Here is a 20,276-nt window from a genome sequence, read left to right on the forward strand (position 1 = left end):
CTCAGGCCGGCTACCCGTCGTCGCCTTGGTGAGCCATTACCTCACCAACAAGCTGATAGGCCGCGGGCTCATCCTGCACCGCCGGAGCTTTCGACCCTCACAGATGCCTGTGACAGTCAGTATCCGGTATTAGACCCCGTTTCCAGGGCTTGTCCCAGAGTGCAGGGCAGATTGCCCACGTGTTACTCACCCGTTCGCCACTAATCCCCACCGAAGTGGTTCATCGTTCGACTTGCATGTGTTAAGCACGCCGCCAGCGTTCGTCCTGAGCCAGGATCAAACTCTCCGTGAATGTCTACTCGGCCGGTACATGAATACCGGCCGGTGCAACACCACGAGAGCGGAACAGTCAGGCGGAATAGGCCCGACCGTTCACAGCGTCCTCGCTGTGTGTTTTTCAAAGGAACCTCGACCATCGGTTGTCCGATGGACGGGGTATCAACATATCTGGCGTTGACTTTTGGCACGCTGTTGAGTTCTCAAGGAACGGTCGCTTCCTTTGTACTCACCCTCTCGGGCTTTCCTCCGGGCTTCCCTTCGGTGTTCCACACTCTATCAGTGTTTTTCCGTCCTCCTGACCACCGTCCTGCAGGCATGCAGAAGGCGACCCAGAGATAGGATCTGACAAGTTGGTTGCTGCCCGGCCAGGACGCGAGGTCGCGTCGTTCAGCCCCAAGCAGGAGTACGACTGTACACGCGGCCGTGGAGCGGGTGCAAATTGATCTGGGGTATGGTCTAGACCACTTCGGGGTGCTCACGCGGAACCGGCACTTCAGGTGACATACGCTGCTGAACAGTGTGCCGTCCGGTATCTACAGGGACGGCCATATCGATCTCCACCCCTGGGAGGTTTCCCATGACCACCGTGACGTCCCCGCTCGCAGGACGCGCCATCGGACTGGCAGCCGTGCCGGATCCCGTCTTCTCCGGGGCCATGGTCGGCCCGGGCACAGCGATCGACCCCGTACGTGAGCCTTCCGAGGCCGTCTCGCCCGTGGACGGCGTCGTCGTCTCCCTGCACCCGCACGCGTTCGTCGTCGTCGACGAGAACGGGCACGGTGTGCTCACTCATCTCGGCATCGACACCGTGCAGCTCAACGGCGAGGGTTTCGAGCTGCTCGTGAACAAGGGCGACACCGTACGGCGCGGTCAGGGCGTCGTGCGCTGGAACCCGGCCGCCGTCGAGGCCGCCGGCAAGTCCTCGGTCTGCCCGGTCGTGGCCCTGGAGGCCACGGCCGAAGCACTCTCCGATCTTCGTATGGACGGCGAAGTGAAGGCCGGCGACAGTCTCTTCCTCTGGAAGTGACGTCAGTGCCGTCGTGATGACGGCGAGTACCACAACCAACGCGGCGGCGGGGCCCGCCGCTCTATCGGAGACGGGTGAGATGGAGACAACCCTGCGAGGCGTCGGTGTGAGCCACGGTGTGGCGATCGGCGAGGTGCGGCACATGGGAACGGCGGTGCTCGAGCCGCCCGCGAAGCAGATCCCGGCGGAGGAGGCGGAGCGCGAACAGGGGCGCGCCCGCAAGGCCGTGGAGGCGGTGGCCGCCGACCTGATGGCGCGTGGCAATCTGGCCGGGGGTGAGGCCCAGGCGGTGCTCGAGGCTCAGGCCATGATGGCCCAGGACCCCGAGCTGATGGCCGATGTGGAGCGGCGGATCGCCGTGGGCAGTACGGCGGAGCGCGGCGTGTACGACGCGTTCGCCTCCTACCGCGAGCTGCTGGCGGGTGCCGGTGAGTACCTCGCCGGTCGGGTGGCGGACCTCGACGACGTGCGGAACCGCATCGTCGCCCGTCTGCTGGGGGTGCCGATGCCGGGCGTCCCCGACAGCGACGAGCCCTACGTTCTGGTCGCCCGTGACCTCGCTCCGGCCGACACCGCGCTGCTGGACCCGACGCTGGTGCTCGGCTTCGTCACCGAGGAAGGCGGGCCGACCAGCCACAGTGCGATCCTGGCGCGTGCGCTCGGTGTGCCGGCGGTGGTGGCCCTGCCTGGTGCCGGTGAGATCGCCGAGGGCACGATGGTCGCCGTCGACGGCAGCACGGGAGAGATCTTCGTGGACCCGAGCGACGCGAAGAAGGCGCAGCTCGAGGCCGCGGCCGCCGAGCGCAAGGCGGCGCTGGCGGCCTCGACGGGACCCGGTGCCACGGCGGACGGTCACAAGGTGCCGCTGCTCGCGAACATCGGCGGCCCCGCCGATGTGGCGGCCGCTGTCGAGGCCGGTGCCGAGGGTGTCGGTCTCTTCCGTACGGAGTTCCTCTTCCTGGACGACAGCAAGCAGGCGCCGTCCGAGGAGAAGCAGGTCGCCGCCTACCGTCAGGTGCTCGAGGCGTTCCCCGAGGGACGCGTCGTGGTGCGGGTGCTGGACGCGGGCGCGGACAAGCCGCTCGACTTCCTCACGCCGGCCGACGAGCCCAACCCGGCGCTCGGCGTGCGGGGCCTGCGGACGTTGCTCGACCATCCGGATGTTCTGCGCACCCAGCTGACCGCGCTAGCGAAGGCCGCGGAGGGGCTGCCGGTCTATCTGGAGGTCATGGCCCCGATGGTGGCGGACCGTACGGATGCCCGGGCCTTCGCGGACGCCTGCCGTGAGGCCGGGCTGCGGGCGAAGTTCGGCGCGATGGTCGAGATCCCGTCGGCGGCGCTGCGGGCTCGCTCGATCCTGCAGGAGGTCGAGTTCCTGTCGCTGGGGACCAACGACCTCGCCCAGTACACCTTCGCCGCCGACCGTCAGGTGGGTGCGGTGTCCCGGTTGCAGGATCCGTGGCAGCCCGCCCTGCTCGACCTGGTGGAATTGTCCGCAGAGGCGGCGAAGGCCGAGGGCAAGAGCTGCGGTGTCTGTGGTGAGGCCGCGTCCGACCCGTTGCTCGCCTGTGTGCTGACCGGTTTGGGCGTCACCTCTCTCTCGATGGGTGCGGCGTCCATTCCCTATGTTCGGGCGACGCTGGCGAAGTACACGCTGGCGCAGTGCGAGCGGGCTGCCGCTGCGGCGCGGGCGACGGACAGTGCCGAGGACGCGCGCAGTGCGGCGCAGGCGGTGCTGTCGGGCGAGTAGGTCCGGCACGGCAGGCCGGCTGCCCGGCGAGGGGCGCTCCACCGAGGTGGGGCGCCCCTCGCGCGTTCAGTGCTGATGCCCTCGGGCGGGTTTCTCCTCTCCGAGGTCGGGTGGCGTGCAGTAGTCGACGTTGGATTCCGGGGAGATCAGGTCCCCGGATTCGATGTCGGTGCAGTATGCGTCGAAGACCTCTCCCGCTGTGAGGGGTTCGAGTCCGTATGCGCGCATGCGCCAGCCGTAGACGCGGTCGGGTGTGCCTGGGGCGCTGGTGCGGATGACGAGTCCGCCGGGGCTGTTGGTGGCCAGGCCGAGGGCGAGGACCGTGGTGAATTCGAGGGCTTCGGTCCCGTGCGGGTTCGGCTCGGCCCCTTGGTCGGTGCTGTGGAGGGCGGCGATAAGGGGTTCGGGCGGCCCGGTGACGCTGCAGACGAGGTGCCGGTGACCGGGTGGCGCCGTGTCGAGGATGCGGGCGAGCAGGTCGGAGGCCCGACTAAAGGCCGCGCGTCCGATGTCCTCGCCACAGGCGGTGCAGGCGCCCAGGCGGGCGAGGAGGGTGGTCGCGTACTCCCAGGTGGCCTGGCGCACGGCCTCGTCGACGAGGTCCGGGAGCAGGTCCGCCAGGGGCCGGCCGTCGTAAGGGAGGGTCGGACCGGTGAGGGCGATCTGTGCGGTGAAGCGGGTGCGGCTCGACGGGCTGTCGGGGTCGAGGCCCTTCTGCGTGCAGAACTCGGCGTACTCCTCGGGGTCGAAGAGCGCCACCGCGGTGTGGCTGCCCTGCAGGGTTCGGCTCCTGAGGAGGCCCTCCACCTGTTCCAGGTAGGTGGCGTGGTCGTCGAAGGTGAAGCTGCGGTAGCGCCGCATGGCGCGGAAGTCGTGCTCGTCGGTCAGCAGGCCGATGGTGCCGGCGATTTCGCGGCGCAGTAGGCGTCGCATGGTGCGGTTGTCGGTGTGCGCCATTGTTTCCCCCTGTGCACGGTCGATCAATGCTCACTCACAGTAATCGCCAGCACTGACAGTGAGCCGGGGCGCCATGGCACAGGTATTGATCGGCAGCGCCAGGAGGGCAAAAGCGCAGGTCACAGCGGCGGGTGGGGGTCTGTGCTGCGGCCTTCGCCGTGGTGACGTCGCGTTGTGATGGGGGTCAGGCGCGTTTGCGGGCCAGGTCCTCGTAGAAGTTCAGCAGGTCGAGGTTGTCGATGGAGCCCGGGTTGACCGCCTTCTCCAGCGGGGTGCCCTGGAGGAGGCGCTTGACGGGGACCTCGATGCGCTTGCCGGTGAGGGTGTGCGGGACTCCGGGCACTTCGATGATCTCGTCGGGGACATGGCGCGGTGACAGTTGCTCGCGGATCGTCTGCTTGATGCGGGTCAGCAGGGTCTCGTCGAGGACGGCTCCGGGGGCCAGGTGGACGAAGAGGGGCATCCAGTAGCCGCCGTCGGGCTGCTCGATGCCGATGACCAGGGACTCCCTGATCTCGGGGAGACGTTCCACGGCTTCGTAGATGTCGGCGGAGCCCATGCGTACGCCCTGGCGGTTGAGCGTGGAGTCGGAGCGGCCGTGGATGACGACGGATCCGCGGGAGGTGACGGTGATCCAGTCGCCGTGCCGCCAGACGCCGGGGTAGGTGTCGAAGTAGCTGTCGTGGTAGCGGCTGCCGTCGGGGTCGTTCCAGAAGTGGATGGGCATCGACGGCATGGGGTTGGTGACGACCAGTTCCCCGACCTCGTCGACGAGGGTGTTACCGCTCGGGTCCCAGGACTGCAGGTCGGTGCCGAGACACGGGGCCTGGAGTTCGCCGACGTGGACCGGGAGGGTCGGCACGGCACCGGCGAAGCAGGAGCACACGTCGGTGCCGCCGCTGACGGAGGCGATCCACAGGTCGTCGCGGACCTCGTCGTGGAGCCAGCGGAAGCCGTCGGGCGGCAGGGGCGAGCCGGTGGTGGCGACGCACTGGACGGCGGAGAGGTCGAAGTCGCGCGACGGGTGCACACCCGCCTTGCGGCAGGCCATGACGTAAGCGGCCGAGGTGCCGTAGAGGGTGGCTTTGGCGCGTTCGGCGATCCGCCACTGGGCGCCGGTGTCGGGGTAGCCCGGGCTGCCGTCGTAGAGGACGATCGTGGTGCCGGTGAGCAGGCCGGAGACGAGGAAGTTCCACATCATCCAGCCGGTCGAGGTGTACCAGAAGAACCGGTCTTCCGGGCCGAGGTCGCAGTGCAGGCCGAGTTGCTTGAGGTGCTCGACCAGGATGCCGCCCTGGGACTGGACGATGGCCTTGGGCAGGCCGGTCGTGCCGGAGGAGTAGAGCACCCACAGGGGGTGGTCGAAGGGCACCTGCTCGAAGACGGGGTCCGTGTCGGCCGTGGTGAGGGCCGACCAGTGCAAGGCGCCCTCGGGTGCCTCGGTGCCGAGGAGCGGGATGTGGATCACGGCGCGCAGGGTGGGCAGTTCGCGGCGAAGCTCGGCGACGACCTCGCGTCGGTCGTGTTCCTTGCCGCCGTAGCGGTAGCCGTCGACGGTGAAGAGGACGACGGGTTCGACCTGCTGGAAGCGGTCCAGGACGCTGCGGGCGCCGAAGTCGGGCGCGCAGGAGGTCCAGACTCCGCCGACGGCGGCTGTGGCGAGGAGGGCGACCACGGCCTGCGGGACGTTCGGGAGGTAGCCGCTGACGCGGTCGCCGGGGCGTACGCCGAGCGCGCGCAGTTCGGCGGCCAGGGAGCCGACCTGGCGACGCAGCTCGGCCCAGGTGACGGGGCGCGGTTCGTGCGTCTCGTCCACGTGCAGGAGGGCCGGTTCGTCCGCGCGGGTGGCGGCCGATCGCAGGGCGTGTTCGGCGTAGTTGAGGGTCGCTTCGGGGAACCACTGGGCGCCCGGCATCGAGCGGTCGCCGAGCACGCGCGCGAAGGGGGTCGAGAAGCGGACGTCGAACCACTCCGTGACGGCTTTCCAGAAGGTGTCGAGGTCGTCGACGGACCAGCGGTGCAGGGCCGCGTAGCCGCCCTCGGCGGGGGCGCCGTGGCGTTCGGCGGCCCAGGCCTGGAACCTGGTGATCCGTGCCCGGGCGATGCGCTCGGGGTCTGGCTGCCAGAGCGGCTGGGGACTCTCGGTCGACATGGTCGGCTCCCGGGACTGTGCGCGTCGTGTGCGTCCTCCGCGCACGGGCTGGGGTGTGCGCGTGAGCGGCTGGCACGGACAATGCCATGTGATCGACTTCGGCACCAGGGTGCGCCCCACACAGTCCGTGTCGTGAAGATGTGGTCCTGGCACGGGTGAACGGCAGTTGAACGACACCCGTGCGCGTGGCGGTCAGTGGCAGGGTGAGCAGCATGAACGGTCGTGACCTGGTGCGTTCGGTGAGAGCGGTGGCTTCGGTGGGGGCGGCGCAGGGTGTGCGTACCGTACGAGCAGCGTGGCGCAGGCACCGGGCCGACGCCACCGGGCTGCCGACGCGAGGGGCGGAGCGTGCCCGGGTGCCCGGGCCCGTGCAGGACGCGGAGCCGGGGCCGGGGGGCGGTGTCGTCCGCTTCAGCCGGTCGGAGCTGCGGATTCTGGTCGCCGCGAACGGGGCGGTGTTCTGGGGTTGGGACGGGGCGGAGCCCGAGCCGTCGTACGCGCTGGCCGGCGGGTGTCCGGAGCCGGATCCGCGGGCGGTCCTGGAGCCGGACAAGGACGGCGGCTGGCGGGTGGTCGCCGAGCGGGTCACGGTCGTGGTCTCTCGGCACGGCGCGGTGGAGGTGCTCACTCCGGGTGGTGTGACCCTGCGGCGCGATCTGCCGCCGCGGTGGTGGGAGCCGGTCGGCGGGGGCCCGGGACGGTGGATGCAGCGGTCGGAGGTGGGCGCCGACGCGCGGTTCTTCGGTCTCGGGGGGCGGACCGCGGGTCCTCGGCTGCCGGATGGGACGTACCGGCTGTGGAACACCGATCCCGGCCGCTCCCTGGCGCCGGGCGACGACCCGCTGTACATCACGATGCCCGTGCAGGTGGTGGTGTCCGACGGCGGCACCCACCTGGCCTTCCACGACAACGCGTGGGACGGCACGGTGACGCTGCGGGCGGGCGAGGAGGGCTCGGGTTCCGGACACGACCGGGTGGGGACGAGCGAGTTGCGGATGGACGGCGGTCCACTGCGCTGCTGGGTGATGGTGGGCGCCCCCGCGCGCGTGCTGCTCGCCTGGGCGTCGCTCACCGGGGCGCCCGCCCTGCCGCCCGCGTGGGCGCTCGGGCACCATCACGCGCCGTGGGGGTTCGGCGGTGAGCAGGAGGTGCGGCGGATCGTCGCGGGGTATGCGGAGCACGGCCTGCCGCTCGACGCCGTGCACCTGGACACCGACCACCTCGACGCACACCAGGTGTTCACCGTCGACCAGAGCCGTTTCCCGAAGCTGCCCGTGCTGGCCGAGGAGCTCCGGCGGGACGGCATCCGGCTGGTGTCGATCGTGGACCCGGCGGTGAAGGCCATTCCCGGCAACGCGGTGTACGACGGCGGTGTGGCGGAGGAAGCGTTCGTGCGGGACGCCTCGGGTGAGGTCGTGGAGGGTGTCGCGTGGCCCGGGGAGGCGGTGTTTCCCGATTTCACGCACGCGCGCGTGCGGGAGTGGTGGGGTGGCCTCTACGCGGAGCGGCTCGCCCAGGGCTTCTCGGGGTTCTGGCACGACCTGAACGAGCCCACGTCGTTCACCGCCTTCGGGGAGTCGACGCTGCCGCGTTCGGCCCGGCACTGCCTGGAGGGGCGTGGCGGTGACCATCGCGAGGCACACAACGTGTACGCCCTGTGCATGGCCAGGGCGGGCTTCGAGGGCCTGAGGAGGCTCGCGCCCCAGGAGCGGCCGTTCCTGTTCTCCCGCTCAGGGTGGGCCGGCATGCAGCGCTACGGAGGTACCTGGTCGGGTGACGTGGCCACCGGCTGGGCGGGGCTGCGGGCGTCGTTGTCGCTGGTGATGGGTCTCGGCCTGTGCGGCGTCCCGTACTCGGGGCCGGACGTCGGGGGCTTCGACGGGGATCCGTCCCCCGAGCTGTATCTGCGGTGGTTGCAGCTGGGCGCGTACCTGCCGCTGTTCCGTACGCATGCGGGTCTGCGGGCGGGCCGCAGGGAGCCGTGGGAGTTCGGCGGTGAGGTGCTGGAGCACGCGCGCGTGGCGCTCGTGGAGCGCCGGCGGCTGCTGCCGTACTTCATGACGCTGGCGCATCTGGCGCGGCGTACCGGGGCACCCTGTGTACGGCCCCTGTGGTGGGGGGCGCCGGAGGAGCGGGCGCTGCGTGACTGCGAGGATGTCTTTCTGCTGGGTGACAGCCTGTTGGTGGCGCCGGTGCTGGACCCGGGCGCCGAGCGGCGTGCCGTGCGGCTGCCGCGGGGGCGCTGGTACGACACCGCGACAGGGCAGGCGTACGAAGGTCCGGGGCAGGTGCTCGTCGACGCGCCGCTGTCGCGGATTCCGGTGTTCGCCCGCGCGGGTGCCGTGATTCCGGTCCGTGGGGAGGACGGTGGTCTGGAACTGGAGGTGTGGGCGCCCGCCCGGGGGCGGACCGGAGGTGGTCTGGTCGTGCCGGACGGGGGCGAGGGGTGGGACGAGCCGGAGATCGAGCGCTATACCGCTCGCTGGATGGGGTCGCGGGTGGTCGTGGAGCGGGAGGGTGGGGACGACGCGAGTGCGCCGCCCCGTTCCGTGTGCGTCCGCGGGGCAGAGGGACACTGAGCCAAGCGGGCCGGGCTCAGATGTACCGGCCCTCGAACCAGGCCCGTACGGCCAGGGTGTGCAGGGGGAAGGCGAGCTCCTCGGGCCTGCGCAGGAGGTGCCAGCCCTCCGTCTCGTCCGTGGTGGTGGAGGGCGGCAGGCCCTCGGCCGGGCGTTCCGGGAGGAGGCCGAACAGCAGCAGGTGCCCGTCGGGCGAGCTCATGGCGTCGACGAGCCGCACGTCACGACCGGCCGCGTCGATGCCGGTTTCCTCCCTGAGTTCGCGTATGACGGCCTGCCGCCAGTCCTCCCGGTCGTCGATGTAGCCGCCGGGCAGGGCGATGCCCCCGCGCGCGGGGGCGATGGTTCGGGTGATGACGACCAGGGCGGTGCCCTTGGTGTCGTACACGGGCTGGAGGGCCACCGCGACCGGGAGTGGATTGCGGTAGGCCACGGCGCCGCACATCGGACAGGTGCGGGGCCAGCCGGTGACGCCCTCGCCGTAGGGCGCGCCGCAGCTCGAACAGTGGGAGTTCGGCGCGGAGTTGGAAGCGGAGTGCTGAGTTTCGGACACGCGGCGGACTGTAGCCGATCACGCGGAGGGCGCCTCGGGCAGGCGGCTCAGTGAGCGCGGGTCTCGTGGCCTGCCGATCAGCGACCCGCCCGTGACAGACTTCTGACGTTCCGTCAGATCCGGTCTGCGGGGAGGCGCTGTGACACGTGTACGAACACCTGTGGTGGACGGGTGGTTCGCCGGGGAAGGGGACGGTTTCCGGCTGCTCGGCACGCGCTGTTCGGCGTGTGCCACCGTCTTCTTCCCCAGGGAGGACCACCACTGCCGCAATCCCGCCTGCGTGGGCGGGGAGCTGCGGGAGCTTCCGCTGTCGCGCCATGGCCGTATCTGGTCGTACACGGACAGCCGGTACCGGCCGCCGTCACCCTACGTGACCGATGCGGAACTTCCGTGGGAGCCGTGCGCGTTGATCGCTGCGGAGCTGGAGGCAGAAGGGATGGTGGTGCTGGGACAGGCGGTTCCCGGAACCACCGCGGCCGATCTGGCGGTGGGCATGGAGGTGGAGGTCGTGCCCGGCGTGCTCCATGAGGACGCGGAGACGACCTGGACGACGTGGCACTGGCGGCCGACGGGGGTGACGGCATGACGGAAGAGGTGGTGGTGCTCGGCGCGGGCATGCACCCATGGGGCAAGTGGGGGCGCAACTTCGTGGAGTACGGCGTCGCGGCGGCCCGCGCGGCGCTCACCGATGCCGGGCTGGAGTGGCGGGACATCGGCGCGATCATCGGCGCGGACACGGTGCGGGGTGGCTATCCCGGATATGTCGCGGGGGCGACGTTCGCGAAAGCACTGGGCTGGCAGGGCGCGCGGGTCACCAGCGTGTACGCGGCGTGCGCGTCGGGGGCGCAGGCCGTCGACGCTGCGCGGGCACAGATCCTCGCCGGGCTGGCCGACGTGGTGCTCGTCGTGGGGGCCGACGCGGCTCCCAAGGGATTCTTCCGTCCCGCGGGCGGGGACCGGCCCGACGACCCCGACTGGCTGCGGTTCCGGATCCTCGGGGCGACCAACCCGGTGTACTTCGGGCTGTACGCCCGCAGACGCATGGCCGTGCACGGCGACACACCGGACGACTTCGCGCAGGTGAAGGTGAAGAACTCGGCGATGGGAGCACTGAACCCCCACGCCCGCTACCGCAGCCACGTCACCGCCCAGGAGGTCGCCGCCTCCGCCGTCGTCGCCGACCCGCTGCGTCTGCTCGACATCTGCGCGACCTCCGACGGCGGCGCGGCGGTGGTGCTCTCGAGCATGGATTTCGCGCGCCGGCACGGGCATGCGCGGCCGGTGCGCATACGGGCCGTGTCCACGGTGACACCGCATTACCCGAACACCCTGCTGGACCTGCCGGACATCGCCACGGACTCCACGGCAGCGGTAAATCCCCCCGGGACGCCGTTCCGCAGCCGGATCGCCCGCGCCGCCTACGAGGAGGCGGGAATCGGGCCGGAGGACCTGTCGCTGGCCGAGGTCTACGACCTGTCCACCGCCCTGGAGTTGCAGTGGTACGAGGACCTGGGACTGTGCGCTGAGGGCGAGGGCGTGAAGCTGCTGCGGGACGGCGCGACAGCCCTGGGCGGTCGGATACCGGTGAACGTCAGCGGTGGACTGGCCTCCTTCGGCGAGGCCGTTCCGGCGCAGGCGATAGCTCAGGTCTGCGAACTGACGCGGCAGTTGAGAGGCGAGGCGGGTGACCGGCAGGTCGTCGGGGCGCGCGTGGGCATCACGGCGAACCAGGGGCTGTTCGGGCACGGGTCGGCGGTGATCGCGGTGCGGTGAGGTATGAGAGGCCGGTGAGGTACGAGGGCCCCGGGCCGACGCCGCTCCGGGGGCCGGTCGTACCGCCGTACGCGCCCTCGGACGTACGCTCCGTTGCGAGCCCTGCTGACCGGATCACCGGACCTGTCCGGGGTGCTGCTTGTGGACACCGCCGGGGTGCCGGTCCGGTCGGTGCACCGCTCGCGCTTCCTGCTGTCCGTGTCGGGCCGCTACAGCCACGCCCTCGGAGAGATGGGGGCTGAGGCCCGGGAGCCGCGGGGCTGGGGGCTGGGGGCTGGGGGCTGGGGGCTGGGGGCTGGGGGCTGGGGGCTGGGGGCTGGGGGCTGGGGGCTGGGCACGAGGCTCGCAGCTCTGCGACGGCTGCAGACCCGAGGGCTGAGGCTCGGGAGCCGGGGACCTAGGGCTTGGCACGAGGCTGCTAGCGCTGCGGCGGCTGGACGGCTGAGGCCTCGGGGCCGGGGCCGGGCACGAGGCCTGCGGCACTGTGACGGCTCGAGCACTGAGGGCTGAGGCCCGGAACCCGGGGACCGGGCCCCAGCCCTCAGCGAGGCCCGGAACCCGGGGCCGGGGCCGGAGACAGGGCTTGCGGCACTGCGACGGCTGGCGGGCTGGGGGCTGAGGCCCGGGTACCGGGAGCGGGGGACGGGGACCCCCACCGGGCGGCGGGCGGCCGGCTGGCGGCGCTGTAAGGCCCCGTCGGAACGGGGCGGCGCGGCGGCCGGGCCGTCGGGGCGGGGCGGAGCGGTGGCCGGGCCGTCGGGGCGGGCCGTCGGGGCGGGCCGTCGGGGCGGGGCGGAGCGGTGGCCGGGCCGTCGGGGCTTTCGGGGCGGCCATGGCGCCGCGGAACTCGTGCGGTTGAGAAGCGGCCAGGTCAGGTGGATCCTGGACACGAGCAAGCGAAGAGTCAGGTCGGGCCGGGATCACGCCGCCCAGGCGGAGCCCGGCGGAGGCCGGACACCATCAGCCAAGCCTCGTGCGGCTCTCACTCGGGTCCGCACGAGCCGGAGGAGATCTGAACAATGAGGCGACCGGGCGCCACCGGGCCGGGCATCGGCCCACCGGTCCGGCAGGAGCCCGGCGGCCGTCGGACGACCGTCAACCGTTGCGGTCGGCGACCTTGACGCTCCCTGGGTGCCGGTGAACACTTCCGGTGTCAGTCGACATCGCCGTACATACTCGGCATATTCCGGCACCCCGGCGCGTGGGTGCGCCGACGCCAAGGCCAGGCCTCCCCAGGCGATTCGGTTGCGACGGCACGCTCGGCACGGATGCCGGGCGGGGCGCGAGTCTCCCTGCCTTCGGCTGAAGTAGCCATGGGTAACGCACCCTGCATGTGAGGCCCGGGGTTCACCGTCCCCGGGCCTGGGCCTAGGAGCCGCCATGAGCAACGTAGACATCTTCGTCGGCGAGATCATCGGCACGGCGATCCTCATCCTGTTCGGCGCGGGCGTCTGCGCCGCCGTGACCCTGAGATTCTCGAAGGCCCGGGCCGCGGGCTGGATCGTCATCGCGTTCGGCTGGGGTTTCGGTGTCCTGGCCGGCGCGTACACCGCAGCCCCGCTGTCCGGCGGCCACATCAACCCGGCCGTGACCCTCGGGCTGGCCGTCGACACGGGTGTGTGGAGCAAGGTCTGGGTGTATCTGCTCGGGCAGATCGTGGGTGCGATGCTCGGCGCCGTCCTGGCGTACCTGCTCTACTTCGCCCAATTCCAGGCCAACGTACGGCAGACGGGAACCACGGAGGGAACGGCGGACGAGCCGGTGCCGACCCTCGGCATCTTCTCCACCATCCCGGAGATCAGGAACCCGGCCGCCAACCTGATGACGGAGACCCTCGCGACCATCGCCCTGGTACTTCCCATCCTCGCGCTGGTCGGTGACAACAGGGTCGTGCAGGGGGTCGGCATCGGACCCATCCGGGGCGAGGGAGCCGGGATCTACGGTTCCGGCATCTCGATCCTGCTGGTGGCCCTGCTGGTCGTCGGCATCGGCCTCTCGCTCGGTGGGCCCACCGGCTACGCGATCAACCCGGCGCGTGACCTCGGCCCGCGCATCGTGCACCAGTTCCTTCCCATCCCGAACAAGGGGACGACCGACTGGGGGTATGCCTGGATCCCGGTGGTGGGGCCGGCGGTCGGTGGAATTCTCGCGGCTCTCATCTACAACGCAGCCTTCTGAACCAGTCCAAGGGGTAGTCATGACGGACAACGCCGAGAAGTACGTCGCAGCGATCGACCAGGGCACCACTTCGAGCCGCTGCATCGTCTTCAACCAGGACGGCGCGATCGTCGCCGTCGACCAGCGCGAGCACCGCCAGATCTTTCCCAAGCCGGGCTGGGTGGAGCACGACGCCACCGAGATCTGGTCCAAGGTGCAGGCGGTGGTGGCGGGAGCGATCGCCAAGGCCGGTCTGCGCGCCGACCAGTTGAGCGCGATGGGAATCACCAATCAGCGCGAGACGACGCTGCTGTGGGACCGCGCCACGGGCAAGCCGGTGCACAACGCCGTCGTCTGGCAGGACACGCGGACGGCCGCGCTGTGCAACCAGCTGGGCGGCTCGGACGGGCAGGACCGGTTCCGCGAGCAGACGGGGCTGCCGCTGGCCACCTACTTCTCCGGGCCCAAGGCGGCCTGGCTGCTCGACAACGTGCCCGATCTGCGGGCGCGTGCCGAACGCGGCGAGATCGCCTTCGGCACGATGGACTCCTGGCTGATCTGGAATCTCACCGGCGGCACGGACGGCGGGCAGCACGTCACCGACGTGACCAACGCCGGGCGCACCATGCTGATGAACCTGGAGACCCTCCAGTGGGACTCCTCGATCCTCTCGGCGATGAACATCCCCGAGGCCATGCTGCCCGAGATCCGTTCCTCGGCCGAGGTGTACGGCACGGCCGTCGGGCAGCTCGCCGGCGTGCCCGTGGCCTCCGCACTGGGCGACCAGCAGGCGGCCGTGTTCGGGCAGGCCTGCTACGACGTGGGCACGGCGAAGAACACGTACGGCACGGGCAGCTTCCTGCTGCTCAACACGGGCGACCGGCCGGTGCCGTCGAAGAGCGGCCTGCTGACGACGATGGGGTACAAGATCGGCGAGGAGGCCCCGGTCTACTGCCTGGAGGGCGCGATCGCCATCACGGGCGCGCTGGTCCAGTGGTTCCGTGACCAGCTCGGCATCATCCGTACCGCCGACGAGATCGAGCCCCTGGCGGCCAGTGTGGAGGACAACGGCGGCGCGTACATCGTGCCGGCGTTCTCGGGCCTGTTCGCGCCGTACTGGCGTTCCGACGCGCGGGGCGTGGTCACCGGCCTGACCCGGTACGTCACGAAGGCACACCTCGCGCGGGCGGTGCTGGAGGCGACGAGCTGGCAGACCCGTGAGGTCGTGGACGCCATGTACCAGGACTCCGGCGTGCACATCACCACCCTGAAGGTCGACGGCGGTATGACCAAGAACAACCTGCTCATGCAGCACCAGGCGGACGTCCTCGACGTGCCGGTGGTGCGGCCGAAGATCTCCGAGACGACCTGCCTGGGCGCCGCGTACGCGGCCGGTCTGGCCACCGGTGTGTGGAACGACCTGGACGAGCTCAAGGCGCACTGGCAGAAGGACGTCGAGTGGACGCCGAACATGGAGGCGCCGGTGCGCGACCGCGAGTACCACAACTGGCGCAAGGCCGTGGAGAAGAGCTTCGGCTGGGAGGAGGACGACAGCTGACCACGCGCGCGTGGAGCGTCGTGTGCGACGGCGGCCCGTACCCCGGTCGGCGGGGTGCGGGCCGTTCCCGTTCGGCCGGGGCGGCGGTCAGCCGGTCACGGCCTCGCGGCGGTCGGCCGCGTACGCCATGGCGTGCTGGACGACGCCGATGAGCGCTTCCTTGACCGACTCGCGGTCACGGGCGTCGCACGTCAGGAGCGGCACGTCCTCGTCGAGGTCGAGGGCCTGGCGCACGTCCTCGATGGGGTAGCGGGGAGCGCCCTCGAAGCAGTTGACGCCGACGAGGAACGGTATGGAGCGCCGTTCGAAGTAGTCGATGGCGGCGAAGCAGTCCTCCAGGCGGCGGGTGTCGGCGAGCACGACGGCACCGAGCGCGCCCTCGGAGAGCTCGTCCCACATGAACCAGAACCGCTCCTGGCCCGGCGTGCCGAAGAGGTACAGCACGAGGTCCTCGCGGAGGGTGATGCGCCCGAAGTCCATCGCCACGGTGGTGGTGTGCTTGCCCTCCACGCCGCTGGTGTCGTCGACCGGACGCCCGGCCTCCGTGAGCAGCTCCTCGGTGCGCAGCGGCCTGATCTCGCTGACCGCGCCGACGAGCGTGGTCTTGCCCACGCCGAAGCCGCCGGCCACCAGGATCTTGAGCGTGACGGGCTCGACCGGAGGCTTGCCGCGCTCAGAACGCCCGAAGATCATCGATCTCTTCTCCTGCTTGATGGGGTCGGACGACGGCGGGCCGCAGCCTTGGGCGCCCGGGGTTTCGATGACGAGTACGTCGCCGGTGACGACGTCCGCACCGTCGCGGCCCCCACCCCCGTCGACCGGGGTACGGGCCGTCGGGCGGGGCGGAGGTGGCGGTGGCGGTGCGCGCGGTGGAGTCCGGCGGGGCCGTCCAGGTCCGGGGCGCGCAGGACGGTGCCGTCGGCGGCGGTGCCCTCGTGCAGCTCGACCACCCGGTCGTGCGGCAGCGCGGACAGACCGGTGCGGGCGAAAGCGGCCGGACGGTCCCCGGGGGCGACACGCGGAGTGCCGAAGCCGCGCGCGGCACGGTCGAAGAGCGGCCCGTACGCGAGCAGCCGACCGTCCGGGCGGCCGGTGCGACGGGCGAACGCGCCCAGGCGGTCCCCGGGGGCGACGCCCGGAGTGCCCAAGCCGCGCGCGGCACGGTCGAAGAGCGGCCTGTACGCGAGCAGCCGACCGTCCGGGCGCCGGGCGACGACGTCCGTGCGGGTGCCGACCCGGTCCGTCCTGAGCTGTCGGCCAGTCATGTCAGTACCCCGCTTCCGCGCTGTTCACAGCGCTCGGAGCCCGTTGATCACGTCGCGCAGAATGCTCTCGTCCGGCAGCTCGGCAGGGGGCACGGGCCGGTTCACATGGACGAACTCCGCGTCCACGAGATCTCCGACGAGGACCCGCACCACCCCGATCGGCAGGTCGAGTTCCGCTGCGAGTTCGGCGACCGACTGCGGGTCGTCGCGGCACAGTTCGACGATGTCCACGTGCTCCGGGGAGAGCATGTGGTCCGCTTCCGGGTCGTCCGCCTGCGGTTCCGCGACCACGACCGCGATCAGGTCCAGGCGGTGCTGGCCCTGGCTGCTGGTGCGGCCGCGGGTCATCGCGTACGGACGGACGACCGGTCCGGCCTCGTCGTCGAACCAGTGGCTTCTTCCCTGACCGTCAGCGCTCATGTCATCCCACTACCCGCCCGCGGGCAGATCGGTGCGCGGAGCGGCGGCCAGATGCACGCCCACCCGCTTCACGAGGAGCGTCATCTCGTAGGCGACCTGGCCGACGTCCGAGTCGGCGTCCGAGAGGACGGCGAGGCAGCTGCCGTCGCCGGCGGCCGTGACGAACAAGAAGGCGTCGTCGAGTTCGACGACCGTCTGGCGGACGTTGCCGGCCTCGAAGTGGCGTCCCACGCCCTTGGCGAGGCTGTGGAACCCGGAGGCGACGGCGGCGAGGTGCTCGCTGTCCTCCCTGGTCAGGTCCTTGGAGACGCCCGTCGGCAATCCGTCGCCGGAGAGCACGAGGGCCTTGCGAATACTCGCGACGCGGTCCACCAGGTCGTCGAGGAGCCAGTTCAGCTCGCCCGTGTTGGTGGTGTGGCCGGTCGCCTTCGGTGCGGTCATCGACCGTCCCCCTCTGTCGTTCCTTGTGGTGCTGTGCCGCTGTGGGCGGCATCGCCCGCGGCGTTCTCCTCGCGGCCTCGCTGCCAGCCGCGCTGGAGCGAGGCCATGCGGCTTCGTACTTCATCGGCGTCGCGTTCGACGGGCTCGGCCCCGTCCTCGGTGCGCGGCTGCGAGGTCCGCTTCAGCTGCGGGGCCAGGTTGGCCTGCCGGACGCGCCGGGGCAGCGGCGAGGTGCCGGAGCCGGTTCCGCGGGGTGCGGCGCCGGCTCCCCGGCGCGTGGTGCCGCCGGTGGTCTCCGGCGTGGAGGCGGAGGGGTGATCGGGTGCGTCCGGGCCGCTCGCCGCGATCTCCGCGCGGCGGGTGCGCCTGGGCGGACCGGACGGCTTCGGCAGGTCGCCGGGTGCGCTGCCGGGCGCGGCCGGGGCACTGGTGCGGTCCTCGTCGCGGTCGGCGGCGCCGATGCCGCGGCGGGAGGAGTCCGTCCCTCGACGGCGGGCCGGCAGCGGGGGCGGGGCGTCCGGCCGGGCCGCGCCCCGCCGGCTGCCGGTCGAGGAGCTCTCGGTGCGGCTCCGGTCGGGAAGGGCGGGGGCGGGCTCGGGGCCGGAGCGGCCGGGCGTGGGCCCTTCGCCACGGCGGCGTTGCGGAAGCGCCGAGGCGGGGCCCGGCTCCGTTCGGCCGGTGGTCGTGGGGGTCTCCTCGTCCGCGTTCCCCCGCCGGGGTCGCTGGTCGGTGACCGGCCGCCCGTGCGAACTGACCAGTTTGGGGGTGTGGCGGCGGGACAACGGGACCGGGGCGCTCAGCTCCTCCTCGCCGTCGGTCCGGTCCCCTGCGCTGCGGGCCTCGGCGCCCTGACGGCGCGGGTCGAGACGTCCCGCCGTCTCGTCCGGGGCGCGGGTGAGCGAGTGGCGGGGGCGGAACAGGCCGCCGTGTTCGCTGTCGTCGTCCTCGATGGCGCCGGGGAAGTCGCCGACGGTGTCCAGGTCGACGGGCGCCTCCAGTTCGACCGGACCGTCCAGCAGGGAGGCGGGCACGCCGGAACGCTGGGCGGACGCCTGGGACAGGGCGGCGCGGCGGTTGTCCTGCGGCTCGCTCCCGGGCGCGAGCCGGGGGCGGTCGAGCCGGAACCCGATGCCGTTCGTGTCGGGGACGTCGTCCGTCAGGAGCGCGTCGGGGATGAAGACCACGGCGGTCGTGCCGCCGTACGGCGAGGGCTGCAGGGAGACCCGGACGTTCTGGCGCTGGGCGAGTCGGCTGACCACGAACAGGCCGAGGCGGTCGGTGTCGGACAGCTCGAACTCCGGTGTCTCGGCGAGCCGGAGGTTGGCGTCCAGGAGCGCTTCGGCGGCCATGCCGAGGCCGCGGTCGTGGATCTCCAGGGTGAAGCCGTTGGCGACGCGCTCGCCCAGGACCTGGACGGCGGTGTGCGGCGGGGAGAAGACCGTGGCGTTCTCCAGGAGTTCGGCCACGAGGTGCGTGAGGTCGGCGACGGCCGGGCCGCTGATGGCGATCCTCGGCAGCCGGCGGACCTCGATGCGTTCGTAGTCCTCGACCTCGGCGACGGCGGCGCGCACGACGTCCATGAGCTGGACGGGCTTGCGCCACTGACGGGAGGGCGCGGCGCCGGAGAGGATCACGAGACCTTCGGCGTGCCGGCGCATGCGGGTGGTCAGGTGGTCGAGGCGGAACAGGTCGGCGAGTTCCTCGGTGTCCTCGGTCCGGCGTTCCATGGCGTCGAGCAGGGTCAGCTGCTTGTGGAGGAGGACCTGGCTGCGGCGCGCGAGGTTGACGAAGACCTCGGAGACGCCGGCGCGCAGCTCGGCCTGCTTGACGGCGGCCTCCACGGCGGCGCGCTGCAGGGTGTTGAGGGCCTGGCCGACCTCGCCCATCTCGTTCTTGTCGTATTCGAGGCGCGGGACCTCGGTCTCGACGTCGACCTGCTCGCCGGCCGAGAGGCGGCGCATCACGCTGGGCAGCCGCACTCCGGACGCCTCGTGGGCCTCCAGGCGCAGTTGCCGCAGATCGCGGATGAGGGTGCGGCCGACGCGTACGGACAGGAAGAGGGACAGCAGGAGCGCGATCAGGCCGAGGGCGCCCGCGATGACCGCCTTGGCGATGACGCCGACGGCCACAGGGTGGACGCGGTCCTGGTAGCGGTCGTTGGCCTGGTCGTTGAGGGTGCCGAGTTCGTCGAGCACATCGCCGGCGGCGCTGTTCCAGCTCTGGGCCGAGACGCCGCGGGGGGTCCCGGAGCCGCTGGAGACGGCGGCTTCCTCGGCCACGCGCAGCGGAGCGGAGGAGGCGTTCTTCCAGAAACTCTGGTAGCGGTCGCGCTCCGCCGCGGGCAGCAACGGCAGGTTGACGTCGTACATCAGCGTGCGCTGGGCCACGAGGTCGGAGATGTCGCGCTCTTCGGAGCGGGAGATCCTGCCGACGATCAGGGCGGAGCCGAGGAGGGCGTCCTCGCGGGAGAGCAGTTCACGGGCGCGGGCGAGGTTGACCAACGCGCGGTACTGCTTGTCCAGTTCGACGTTGTCGACCACATGGAGGTTGGCGAGGAGGACGTAGCAGGGGTCGACGAGCCGGTTGTAGAGGTCGAGGGCCTGGGCGCGGTTGACGGTGCCGTCCTCGACACTGCGGCGCAGCGACTCGATGCCGTCGAAGGCGTCCAGGACCGCGGTCAGCCGCTCGTCGGTGTCCGCGCCCATCGCGTCGCGCACGTCGGGGTGCCGGGCGTTCTCGCGGATGCTGCCGACGGCCTCGTCGGTAGCGATCCGGCTGCGGCGGAGGGCGGCGAGTCCGTCGGAGGCACGGGGGTCGGCGAGGTGGACGAGGGTCTGGCGGCGTTCCTCCTGGAGGACGCGCACGGTGTCCTCGATGGGGTAGCCGATCTTCTCCACCACGGACGACACGTTGAACAGGTCGCCCGCCTCACGTCCCGTGAGGACCGTGGCGAAGGCCCAGATCGCGGTCAGGGACACCAGCGGCACGAGAAGCAGCGCCACGATCTTCCGGCGGATGGACTTCCCGCGAAAGCGCATGGCCTCCCCCAGCTCGGGCCCCCGGGCTACCCGGGGTACACATGTACGTCAACAAACGGCGAGAGCCTACTACCGACCTACAGGGAACTCGAAGACCGGCCCGGAGCCCGAACTTCCGCGCCGGTGGCACGGCGTCGGGAGTTGTCCGGTCATGGCGGGAGTTGTCTCCCCGAAACCGGTGGTGGCGGTGTGGGGCAATTCCCGTGTTCGGCCAGGGCGGTTGGCTGAAATTCTTCGTTATCCGGGAATCTTCGTGAGGAGTTGTTCGTCCTTCTCCATGGGAAACGGGGGCGGAATCGGCCACAGGAGCCGCGTCCCGCATCTGGG

General features: G+C 71.3%; 15 protein-coding genes and 1 rRNA gene. 7 read left to right on the forward strand and 9 right to left on the reverse strand.

The window, feature by feature from the left end:
• Positions 1-292, reverse strand: a 16S ribosomal RNA gene (locus ABTX62_RS28705); the annotation flags it as partial.
• 564 nt (positions 293-856) lie between these two features.
• Between ABTX62_RS28705 and ABTX62_RS28710 the strand changes: the two genes are divergently transcribed.
• Together ABTX62_RS28710 and ptsP are read left to right on the forward strand one after the other, a co-directional pair.
• Positions 857-1,306 carry a PTS sugar transporter subunit IIA gene (locus ABTX62_RS28710; RefSeq protein WP_352118900.1) on the forward strand — a complete coding sequence of 150 codons (450 nt, stop codon included), beginning with the start codon at positions 857-859 and terminating at the stop codon, positions 1,304-1,306.
• A gap of 79 nt (positions 1,307-1,385) precedes the next feature.
• Positions 1,386-3,056, forward strand: a complete 1,671-nt coding sequence (gene ptsP / locus ABTX62_RS28715; protein WP_352118901.1) for a phosphoenolpyruvate--protein phosphotransferase — start codon at positions 1,386-1,388, stop codon at positions 3,054-3,056.
• A gap of 66 nt (positions 3,057-3,122) precedes the next feature.
• Here the strand turns inward: ptsP and ABTX62_RS28720 are convergent, their stop codons facing one another.
• Positions 3,123-4,013, reverse strand: coding sequence for a DUF8829 domain-containing protein (locus tag ABTX62_RS28720; RefSeq protein ID WP_352118902.1), 891 nt, complete (start codon positions 4,011-4,013; stop codon positions 3,123-3,125).
• A 184-nt stretch (positions 4,014-4,197) separates the two neighbouring features.
• A complete protein-coding gene (locus ABTX62_RS28725; protein WP_352118903.1) occupies positions 4,198-6,165 on the reverse strand; it encodes an acetoacetate--CoA ligase in 1,968 nt (655 codons plus the stop codon).
• A 212-nt stretch (positions 6,166-6,377) separates the two neighbouring features.
• Here ABTX62_RS28725 and ABTX62_RS28730 point away from each other — a divergent pair, with 212 nt between their 5' ends.
• A complete protein-coding gene (locus ABTX62_RS28730; RefSeq protein ID WP_352118904.1) occupies positions 6,378-8,744 on the forward strand; it encodes a glycoside hydrolase family 31 protein in 2,367 nt (788 codons plus the stop codon).
• A 16-nt stretch (positions 8,745-8,760) separates the two neighbouring features.
• On the opposite strand, the gene ABTX62_RS28735 is transcribed toward ABTX62_RS28730, so the two are convergent.
• Positions 8,761-9,297 (reverse strand): NUDIX domain-containing protein, encoded by a 537-nt coding sequence (locus ABTX62_RS28735; RefSeq protein ID WP_352118905.1) that lies wholly within the window; start codon positions 9,295-9,297, stop codon positions 8,761-8,763.
• Between the two features lie 160 nt (positions 9,298-9,457).
• Here ABTX62_RS28735 and ABTX62_RS28740 point away from each other — a divergent pair, with 160 nt between their 5' ends.
• The 4 genes from ABTX62_RS28740 (at position 9,458) to glpK (ending at position 14,785) form a co-directional block, all read left to right on the forward strand.
• Positions 9,458-9,883 carry a Zn-ribbon domain-containing OB-fold protein gene (locus ABTX62_RS28740; protein WP_352118947.1) on the forward strand — a complete coding sequence of 142 codons (426 nt, stop codon included), beginning with the start codon at positions 9,458-9,460 and terminating at the stop codon, positions 9,881-9,883.
• Positions 9,880-11,070, forward strand: coding sequence for a lipid-transfer protein (locus tag ABTX62_RS28745; RefSeq protein ID WP_352118906.1), 1,191 nt, complete (start codon positions 9,880-9,882; stop codon positions 11,068-11,070). The genes ABTX62_RS28740 and ABTX62_RS28745 overlap by 4 nt, the downstream gene beginning before the upstream one ends.
• 1,380 nt (positions 11,071-12,450) lie before the next feature.
• Positions 12,451-13,248, forward strand: coding sequence for an MIP/aquaporin family protein (locus ABTX62_RS28755; RefSeq protein ID WP_352118907.1), 798 nt, complete (start codon positions 12,451-12,453; stop codon positions 13,246-13,248).
• Positions 13,249-13,267: 19 nt separating this feature from the next.
• Positions 13,268-14,785: a glycerol kinase GlpK gene (gene glpK, locus ABTX62_RS28760; RefSeq protein WP_352118908.1), complete on the forward strand. Its 1,518-nt coding sequence runs from the start codon at positions 13,268-13,270 to the stop codon at positions 14,783-14,785.
• An 87-nt stretch (positions 14,786-14,872) separates the two neighbouring features.
• Here the strand turns inward: glpK and ABTX62_RS28765 are convergent, their stop codons facing one another.
• From ABTX62_RS28765 to ABTX62_RS28785, 5 genes are read right to left on the reverse strand one after another with little or no spacing between them, the layout of a single operon-like run.
• Positions 14,873-15,478, reverse strand: coding sequence for a GTP-binding protein (locus ABTX62_RS28765; protein ID WP_352118909.1), 606 nt, complete (start codon positions 15,476-15,478; stop codon positions 14,873-14,875).
• Positions 15,475-16,050 carry a hypothetical protein gene (locus ABTX62_RS28770; protein ID WP_352118910.1) on the reverse strand — a complete coding sequence of 192 codons (576 nt, stop codon included), beginning with the start codon at positions 16,048-16,050 and terminating at the stop codon, positions 15,475-15,477. The genes ABTX62_RS28765 and ABTX62_RS28770 overlap by 4 nt, the downstream gene beginning before the upstream one ends.
• A gap of 24 nt (positions 16,051-16,074) precedes the next feature.
• Positions 16,075-16,470, reverse strand: coding sequence for a DUF742 domain-containing protein (locus ABTX62_RS28775; protein ID WP_283972491.1), 396 nt, complete (start codon positions 16,468-16,470; stop codon positions 16,075-16,077).
• Positions 16,471-16,479: 9 nt separating this feature from the next.
• Positions 16,480-16,911, reverse strand: a complete 432-nt coding sequence (locus ABTX62_RS28780) for a roadblock/LC7 domain-containing protein (protein ID WP_175431362.1) — start codon at positions 16,909-16,911, stop codon at positions 16,480-16,482.
• On the reverse strand, positions 16,908-19,949 hold the full coding sequence (locus ABTX62_RS28785; RefSeq protein WP_352118911.1) for a sensor histidine kinase: 3,042 nt from the start codon (positions 19,947-19,949) through the stop codon (positions 16,908-16,910). The genes ABTX62_RS28780 and ABTX62_RS28785 overlap by 4 nt, the downstream gene beginning before the upstream one ends.
• Positions 19,950-20,276: the final 327 nt, after the last annotated feature.

The sequence above is a fragment of the Streptomyces sp. NPDC096046 genome (assembly GCF_040303285.1).
Taxonomy (GTDB): domain Bacteria; phylum Actinomycetota; class Actinomycetes; order Streptomycetales; family Streptomycetaceae; genus Streptomyces.